General features: G+C 39.4%; 7 protein-coding genes and 1 riboswitch. Of the genes, 5 read left to right on the plus strand and 2 right to left on the minus strand.

What is annotated here, in order from left to right:
* The first annotated feature begins 150 nt into the window (after positions 1-150).
* Entirely contained in the window at positions 151-1,068 is a 918-nt protein-coding gene (gene oxyR, locus B6258_RS02720; RefSeq protein ID WP_099073987.1) for a DNA-binding transcriptional regulator OxyR, read from the plus strand.
* Here the strand turns inward: oxyR and sthA are convergent.
* The gene (sthA, locus tag B6258_RS02725) at positions 1,060-2,457 is read right to left on the minus strand and encodes a Si-specific NAD(P)(+) transhydrogenase (protein ID WP_099073988.1); all 1,398 of its coding nucleotides are present in this window, start codon (positions 2,455-2,457) and stop codon (positions 1,060-1,062) included. The genes oxyR and sthA overlap by 9 nt on opposite strands.
* A 199-nt stretch (positions 2,458-2,656) precedes the next feature.
* On the opposite strand from sthA, the gene fabR reads away from it, so the two are divergent.
* Together fabR and B6258_RS02735 are read left to right on the plus strand one after the other, a co-directional pair.
* A complete protein-coding gene (fabR, locus tag B6258_RS02730) occupies positions 2,657-3,343 on the plus strand; it encodes an HTH-type transcriptional repressor FabR (RefSeq protein ID WP_069366914.1) in 687 nt (228 codons plus the stop codon).
* Positions 3,343-3,744 carry a YijD family membrane protein gene (locus B6258_RS02735; RefSeq protein WP_099073989.1) on the plus strand — a complete coding sequence of 134 codons (402 nt, stop codon included), beginning with the start codon at positions 3,343-3,345 and terminating at the stop codon, positions 3,742-3,744. The genes fabR and B6258_RS02735 overlap by 1 nt, the downstream gene beginning before the upstream one ends.
* 123 nt (positions 3,745-3,867) lie before the next feature.
* On the opposite strand, the gene trmA is transcribed toward B6258_RS02735, so the two are convergent.
* Positions 3,868-4,965 carry a tRNA (uridine(54)-C5)-methyltransferase TrmA gene (gene trmA, locus B6258_RS02740; RefSeq protein WP_099073990.1) on the minus strand — a complete coding sequence of 366 codons (1,098 nt, stop codon included), beginning with the start codon at positions 4,963-4,965 and terminating at the stop codon, positions 3,868-3,870.
* 111 nt (positions 4,966-5,076) lie between these two features.
* Positions 5,077-5,284, plus strand: a riboswitch (cobalamin riboswitch).
* A 69-nt stretch (positions 5,285-5,353) separates the two neighbouring features.
* Between trmA and btuB the strand changes: the two genes are divergently transcribed.
* Complete coding sequence (gene btuB, locus B6258_RS02745) at positions 5,354-7,234, plus strand: TonB-dependent vitamin B12 receptor BtuB (protein WP_099073991.1); 1,881 nt, start codon at positions 5,354-5,356, stop codon at positions 7,232-7,234.
* Positions 7,179-8,045: a glutamate racemase gene (gene murI, locus B6258_RS02750; RefSeq protein WP_099073992.1), complete on the plus strand. Its 867-nt coding sequence runs from the start codon at positions 7,179-7,181 to the stop codon at positions 8,043-8,045. The genes btuB and murI overlap by 56 nt, the downstream gene beginning before the upstream one ends.
* Positions 8,046-8,259: the final 214 nt, after the last annotated feature.

Below are 8,259 nucleotides of genomic sequence, written 5' to 3' on the forward strand. Positions count from 1 at the left end.
AGTATGGGTGAGGCAGTTACTTTTGTTTGAGTTGTTTATTCAGAAAATATCGAAAAAGAGAGACAGAATAACATTCGACTGATAGAAAAATTTATCAGTTACTATATTATCTATAGACATTAACTATCAGCAATAAATGTGGGATCTGCAATGAATATCCGTGACTTGGAATATCTGGTGGCTCTAGCTGAGCATAAACATTTTCGTCGTGCGGCAGATTCTTGCCATGTGAGTCAGCCGACATTGAGTGGTCAAATTCGTAAACTTGAAGATGAACTTGGTGTGATGTTGCTTGAAAGAACTAGCCGTAAAGTTCTGTTTACTCAACAAGGTTTGTTGCTGGTGGATCAAGCGAAAACCGTTTTACGAGAAGTCAAAGTGCTACAGGAAATGGCTTCATTGCAAGGTGAAAGTATGGCTGGGCCTTTACATATTGGGCTTATTCCTACTGTTGGTCCTTATTTATTGCCTCATATCATTCCTGAATTACATAAAAACTACCCTAAGTTAGAGATGTATCTTCATGAAGCTCAGACTCATAGCTTATTAGCTCAATTAGATAGTGGAAAACTCGATTGTGCAATTTTAGCAATGGTAAAAGAGAGCGCACCGTTTATTGAAGTACCTCTATTTGAAGAGCCAATGAAGTTAGCCATTTATGAAGGACACCCATGGAATGAACGTGGATCTGTACCGATGGGCGACTTAGCGGGTCAGCGTTTATTGATGTTAGAAGATGGCCACTGTTTACGTGATCAAGCGTTAGGATTCTGCTTCCAAGCGGGTGCAAAAGAAGATACTCATTTTAGAGCAACGAGTTTAGAGACTTTGCGTAATATGGTCGCTGCCGGTAGTGGAATAACCTTATTACCTGATTTATCTGTACCTCAAGAACAAAAACGTGATGGGGTTTGTTATCTAGAATGTACTGATCCCAATCCATCACGTTCTATTATTTTGGTTTATCGTCCCGGCTCACCTTTGCGTAATCGTTATGAACAGTTAGCAGAGACAATCCGTGAGCATATGACTGCATTTTATGCCGAAAAACAAAACGCATTAAAATAAGCGGTTTAAACCATTAAGTGCAGCAACACGATAGGCTTCTGCCATTGTTGGATAGTTGAAGGTAGTATTAACGAAATACTCGATAGTATTGCCTTCACCTTTTTGCTCCATAATCGCTTGGCCAATGTGAATAATTTCAGCCGCACGCTCACCGAAACAGTGAATACCTAAAATTTGCTTGGTTTCACGGTGGAAGAGAATTTTCAAACTCCCTACATTCATGCCTGCAATTTGTGCTCTTGCTAGATGTTTAAATTGAGAGCGTCCCACTTCATACGGGATTTTCATTGCCGTAAGTTGCTGCTCTGTTTTACCAACAGAACTAATTTCAGGAATGGTATAGATCCCCGTTGGAATATCTTCAATTAAATGTGTTTCTGATTTTCCAGTTGTAATTGCCAAAGCTGCAATTCGACCTTGATCATAGGCGGCAGAAGCCAGACTTGGATAACCAATCACATCACCAACTGCATAAATGTGTTCACAATGGGTTTGGTAATGTGCATTAACAGAAACTTGCCCACGACTATCTGTTTTAATACCCACGTTCTCTAAGCCGAGTGTATCTGTATTTCCTGTTCGACCATTCGCATAAAGTAGGCAATCTGCTTTGACTTTTTTACCTGATTTTAGGTGAACAATAACACCATCATCGACACCTTCAATGCTTTCATATTCTTCATTATGACGAATAACAATGCCGTTATTCCAGAAGTGATAAGAAAGCGCATCAGACATCTCTTGATCAAGGAATGACAATAGATGATCTCGAGTATTAATTAAGTCTACTTTTACTCTTAATCCTCTAAAAATAGAGGCATATTCACAACCAATGACACCAGCACCATAAATAATGACATGGTGAGGCTCATGCTCTAAATCGAGAATAGTATCACTGTTATAAATACGAGAATGAGAGAAATCGACATCTGGCGGACAATAAGGGCGTGAGCCTGTTGCAATAATAAAACTATCAGCTGAAAGAATATCGCAAGTACCATCAGGATAACGTACGCTGATCCTGTGCTCGTCAATAAACGCAGCCTCACCCGAATACATCGTACAATTATTACGCTCGTAAAAACCTTGACGCATTTTAGTCTGCTGACTAATTACGGTACTGGCTTGGCGAAGTATTTGAGAGAAAGAGGAGTTAATAAGGCGAGATTGGTCACTGTAAAGCGGGTTTTGGTTAAATTCGATAATACGACTGACTGCGTGACGTAGGGCTTTTGAAGGAATGGTTCCCCAGTGAGTACAGCCCCCACCGACTTTGTTATAGCGTTCTATAACTGCGACGCGTTTTCCTTGTTTAACAAGCCCCATGGCCGCGCCTTCACCACCAGGACCTGAACCGATCACAATTGCATCGAAATGAGAATGTTGCATAGGAAGAGACCTGTTTTATACAAAACGACAACGCTATATTAACATTAGAATGAATAATAGCCCAACTGACATTAAGGGCATTAGTCACACTTTATTGAGTTTTTATAATAATGTGTCTTGAGAGATGATTGTACGCACTGCTTTTTTAACAAAGTTTGATATATTGAGTATAAACCAAATTAGGATTATCAGGATTTCTGTGAGTAATAATATTGGCATCAGAGCTAAACAAAAAGAAAAAACCCGTCGCTCTTTAATTGAAGCTGCTTTTAGCCAACTGAGTGCTGAGCGTAGTTTTACAAGTCTAAGTTTACGAGAAGTGGCTAGAGAAGCGGGTATTGCACCCACCTCATTTTATCGTCATTTTAAAGATGTGGATGAACTTGGGCTCACCATGGTTGATGAAAGTGGATTGATGTTACGTCAATTAATGCGCCAAGCACGTCAACGTATTGCGAAAGGTGGCAGTGTTATCAGAACATCAGTAGCAACTTTTATGGAATTCATTGGCAATAATCCTAATGCGTTTCGATTATTACTTCGTGAACGTTCTGGGACTTCTGCTGAGTTTCGTGCGGCTGTCGCACGAGAGATCCAACATTTTATTGCAGAACTGGCAGACTATCTTGAGCAAGAGAGCCATATGCCACGTTATTTTACAGAAATGCAATCTGAAGCAATGGTCACTATTGTATTTAGTGCAGGCGCAGAAGCACTGGATATCGATATTGAAAAGCGTCAACAATTAGAAGAAAGATTAGTTATACAACTGCGAATGATTGCTAAGGGTGCCTATTATTGGTATCGACGTGAGCAAGAAACGCAAATACCTCTACAAGATAACCCAGAGATAAAGAAAAAAACGCATCAGAAAGGAGACAAATGATGGAACAAAATCGCTGTGAAAAAAGCACGCTATTACTTGCCGCAGTCATTGGTGTCGCTTTACATGGTACTTATTCAAGCCTTTTTAACCCGTTTATTGAGACGTGGTCAATTTTTCCACTCATCAGTTTAATCTTGGCAGTTTACTGTTTATATCAGCGCTATTTAAATCAACCCATGACCGATGGTATGCCTAAGCTGATTTTTTCATTCTTTTTATTAGGCTTATTCGGTTATAACGCTTACATCAGAACCGTTAACCCTGAATGGGGTTCAAATTTCTTCTCTTCCGTTTGTATTGTTATTGTTGCGTTGTGGATTTATCGTCAGTTCAAACAGCGTCAACGCTTACGTATACAGGCAGAAGAAGCTGAGAGAGCATCACAAGCAGAACAGTACTAGTCTGTACTTATCTCTTTGTTGTAAACACAGCGAAATTTTGACACCAGCAAGTTATCTTGCTGGTGTTTTTGTTTTTATTCGTGTTATTGGCGATTTTTTATCTATAACAAGTAAAATAAGCCGTTATCTTTGTTCTAATAACACACCGCATTCCATATGGTGGGTATATGGGAATTGATCGAATAAAGCTAATTTAATGATTTTATGCGTTTTTATTAGGGTTTCTAAATTTTGGCACAGTGTTTCGGGGTTACAAGAAATGTATAAAATGCTAGGGTAAGTTTTAACCAGTTCTATAGTTTTCTCATCTAAACCACTACGAGGTGGGTCAACAAAAATGGTTTCACATTGGTAATCTTTTAAATCAATCCCTTCTAGGCGTTTAAATTCCCTCACCCCATTCATTGCTTGAGTAAAATCTTCTGCAGACATACGAATAATTTTCACATTATCAATATGGTTCATTGCAATATTATATTGCGCAGCATAAACAGACGGTTTTGCAATTTCTGTTGCGAGTACGCGATCAAAATTACGTGCCAGCGCTAATGAAAAGTTACCGTTGCCGCAATATAGTTCAAGTAGATCGCCTTTTGCATTTTCCGTTGCCTTTAATGCCCATTCCAACATTTTAATATTGACCTGCGCATTAGGTTGCGTGAAGCTATTTTCAACTTGACGATAAATCATCTCTTTGCCAGCGACAGGTAACACTTCATCAATAAAATCATTATCGAGCATAATTTTTGTTTTATAAGCTCGCCCAATTAATTGAACGTCAAAACCTTGATCAATTAATGATTGGCGTAATGCCATTGCTTCTTGTTGCCAGATTTCATCAATTTTTTTGTGATAAAGCAGGGAGACAATAATTTTATTACTCAACGTAGAAAGATAATCAATCTGAAACAGTTTTTTTCTGAGTGTTGGTTTATCTTTTATTTCTGCCAATAAGGCAATCATCATTTTATTAATAAGCTGGCTGGCAACCGGAAATTGGTCAACACGAATGCGCTGCTTAGTCTCTTGATCAAACATAATATGATAGAGAGAATCTTCTTCATGCCAGATACGGAATTCCGCACGCATACGATAATGCTGTTCTGGTGATGAAAAAACCTCTGCTTCAGGCGCATTAAAAGGAGCCATCATTGTTTGTAGACGTTGTGTTTTTTCATTCAGTTGAGACTGATATGTTTGCGTTGGTAATGAATTCTGCATGGTATCTCGCCTTTTTTGGCAGTAATAAAGTTAAGCGAGCGAAATTGTAGAGATCCTCATGAAGATGTCCAGTATTCTTCATGTTCAATTTCTGGACTCAGTAGATTTGAAATCGTAGCATAGTTATTCGGTCTCCTAATAGGAGTGAAAAGGGAATCTGGTGCAAAGCCAGAACTGACGCGCAGCGGTAATAGGATCAAGGATAATAAAAGACACTGCAAAGCACTTAAATAAGTGCCGTGGGAAGTCATTATCTTAAAGACATAAATTTGTTTCTTTAACCTAAAGTCCGAAGACCTGCCGAAGACCTGTCGCATCTTAAATTAAATACGCGCTTTATTTAATTTTGGCGGCATCCTGCTACTTATTCTGTTGGATGCAGATTTTCATGAATAATAAAAAAGTTTTTTTCATTTCGAGTGTGGCTTTGAGTGTTATGGCGGGCAGTTTTGGTGTGTTTGCAAATAACAGTGATACGTTAAGCGTAACAGCAAACCGCTTTCAAGAGCCTAACTCTTCTATTTTAGCGCCGATAACCGTTGTTGAACGTGAACAAATCGAACGTTGGCAGAGTAATAGTGTACTTGATGTATTACGCCGATTGCCGGGGATTGATGTTGGGCAAAACGGTGGAATAGGGCAGATGAGTTCTATTTATGTCCGTGGATCTGAATCTCGTCATGTTCTTATTTTAGTGGATGGTGTGCGTTTAAATCAGGCTAATGTGTCTGGTAGTTCTGATATTAGCCAAATTCCCCTTTCTCTTGTTCAACGTATTGAATATATAAGAGGACCTCGCTCTTCGGTTTATGGATCTGATGCGATTGGTGGGGTAATTAATATTCTAACTGAAAGAGAAAACGAAGGTGGCACTCTCAATGCCACAATGGGTTCTCATGGTTATCAAGAATATGATGGCTCTGTAAAACAAAAAATCGGTGATAAAACAACACTAACGGTGGCAGGTAGTTATCTCTATACCAAAGGCTATGATATAGAAGCGAGAGGTAATACAGGTGGGTATCCTCAACCTGATCGTGATGGTTTTATGAATAAGTCACTGTGGTTAGGGGCTAATCACGATATCAATGATAACGTTTCTTTATTTGCACGGGCTTATGGTTTTGATAATCGTACGGCTTATGATGCTGAACCAGATTATAACGATAATACCATTATTGCTGATACTCGCGCACTGTTTAGCCGCACTTATGATGCAGGTATGCAATTTCATCGTGATAACTACTCTTCTTCTTTAAATACCAGTTATAACTACACTAAAGACTATGATTACGATCCACATCAAGGTCGCTATGGTAAAGGCAGCCGATTTACCAATTCTGAACAATATAATGTGCAGTGGGGCAATCACCTTTTATTAGGTAATGGCAGTGTAGGTGGTGGAGTAGATTGGCAACGTCAATCTGTTAAAGATGGATCTAATGGATTCCCTAATAAAGAACATTCCGACAATACTGGGCTCTATCTTACTGGTCAGCAAAAATTAGGCGATGTGATTGCAGAAGCTTCAGTGCGTTCTGATAAACACTCTGAATATGGCTGGCACACTACATGGCAATCTAACTTAGCGTGGGAGTTCGTTGAGGGCTATCGTGTGATTGGTGGCTATGGTACGGCATTTAAAGCACCGACACTGATGCAACTTTATAGTGAATGGGGAAGTAATCCAGATTTACAACCTGAAGAGAGCAAACAGTGGGAAGGGGGATTTGAAGGGTTAACGGGACCTTTATCATGGCGATTAACAGCATATAGAAACCGAATTAATAATCTTATTCAGTCAGATCCAAATCAAGGTTGGAAAAGTCATAATATTGGCGAGGCATTAATTAAAGGTACAGAATTTACGGGTGAAATGGATACGTGGATTTTTCATCACACTTTTAATTACCAATATATAGACGCAAGAAATGATGAAACACATCAACGCCTTGATCGTCGTGCTCGTCAGCAAGTGAAATATCAGCTTGATTGGCAAGTCGAAAAATTAGATATGGGGGTGACATACCAATATATTGGTCAACGTACAGATAAAGATTATGGGAAATATGATCTTGCGATAATGGATTATAAGCCAGTTTCACTCGGTGGAGTCAGTATTTGGGATTTAACTGCTTCATATCCTATTACATCCCATCTCTCAATTCGTGGTAGAATTGCCAACCTGTTTGATAAAGATTATGAGACAGCTTATGGCTATCGCACGCCAGGACGTGAATACTTCCTTACAGGAAGCTACAACTTCTGATGCACTATCTACCGCTAACCCTACTGTATTAGTTTTTGATTCAGGGGTTGGCGGTTTATCTGTTTATCGTGAGATCCGTGAAAAACTACCGGAGGCTCACTATATCTATGTTTTCGATAATGAAGCGTTTCCTTATGGTGAAAAGCCACAGGAATTCATTATTGACCGTGTTGTTCGTATTGTTAGCGCCATTGCAGAAAAACATGAACTTGCTGCGATTGTGATTGCATGTAATACCGCAAGTACAGTTAGCTTGCCTGCTTTGCGTGAGAAATTTACAGATATTCCTATCGTGGGCGTTGTTCCTGCTATTAAGCCAGCGGCTAAATTAACCTGTAATGGTGTGGTTGGGTTATTAGCAACAAGAGCAACAGTGAAACGTCCTTATACTCATGAACTTATTGAACGCTTTGCGACTGATTGCAAAGTTCACTCTTTAGGTTCGGCTGAGTTGGTGGAACTGGCTGAGAGAAAACTTCATGGCGAAGCCGTTTCTTTAGATGAGCTTCGTAAAATCCTTACACCTTGGCTAAAAATGAAAGAGCCACCGGATACTGTGGTATTAGGTTGTACTCATTTCCCTTTATTAGCGGATGAACTTCTTTCTGTTTTACCTGATGGCACACGAATTATCGATTCTGGCGCTGCAATTGCACGAAGAACTGCGTGGTTGGTCGTAAATCAAGCGAAAATAAAAGGTTCAAATGAAATTAGCTTCGCTTATTGCTTAAAAGAAGATGAGAATAGCGAATTATTAAAACCTGTTTTAGCGGGTTTTGGCTTTGAATCGCTCAGAAAACTGGCGCTTTAAGTGCAATTTGATTGAAAATTCAACGGTCAGTAAAAAAACTCAAAAAAAGTGTTGCCAGCTTCACAAAACTCCCTATAATGCGCCCTCGTTGTCACGGCAAACCACGCTAAGTGAGTTAGCCGAGAGAACGAAGAAAAAAGTGAAAAGCCTTGAAAATAAACGCTTGACACTGAATGAGGAAGATGTAGAATGCACCTCCTCGCAACAACGCAGA

Source organism: Proteus alimentorum (assembly GCF_002607735.1).
Classification (GTDB): domain Bacteria; phylum Pseudomonadota; class Gammaproteobacteria; order Enterobacterales; family Enterobacteriaceae; genus Proteus; species Proteus alimentorum.